Consider the following 265-nt stretch of genomic DNA (forward strand, 5'->3'; position numbering starts at 1 on the left):
CATTTAACGCATTCGTTTTTTCCGACATATTTACTTCATATACATGTTCAGATGGAATATCAGCTTTATCTGCGATCGCTAAAATTTTCGTTTCTAATTCCTTATTTTTCAGCGTTGAAAAATCATTATAAAGTGGATCAATTACCACAGGTTCCAAAAACGTTAAAAAAATCCTAAACTGAACAGAGAGCGCCCATCCTGCTAGCCACCATCTCTTCGGAAATTTACGGATGAGCCATAACAAAACCGTAACAATGAGTAAGAC

General features: G+C 35.8%; 1 pseudogene. It reads right to left on the reverse strand.

The features are described 5' to 3' along the window. A pseudogene (locus tag JDS96_RS31160) lies at positions 1-265 on the reverse strand (M48 family metallopeptidase); the annotation flags it as partial.

It is taken from the genome of Bacillus cereus group sp. N21 (genome assembly GCF_016483395.1).
Lineage (GTDB): Bacteria > Bacillota > Bacilli > Bacillales > Bacillaceae_G > Bacillus_A > Bacillus_A pseudomycoides.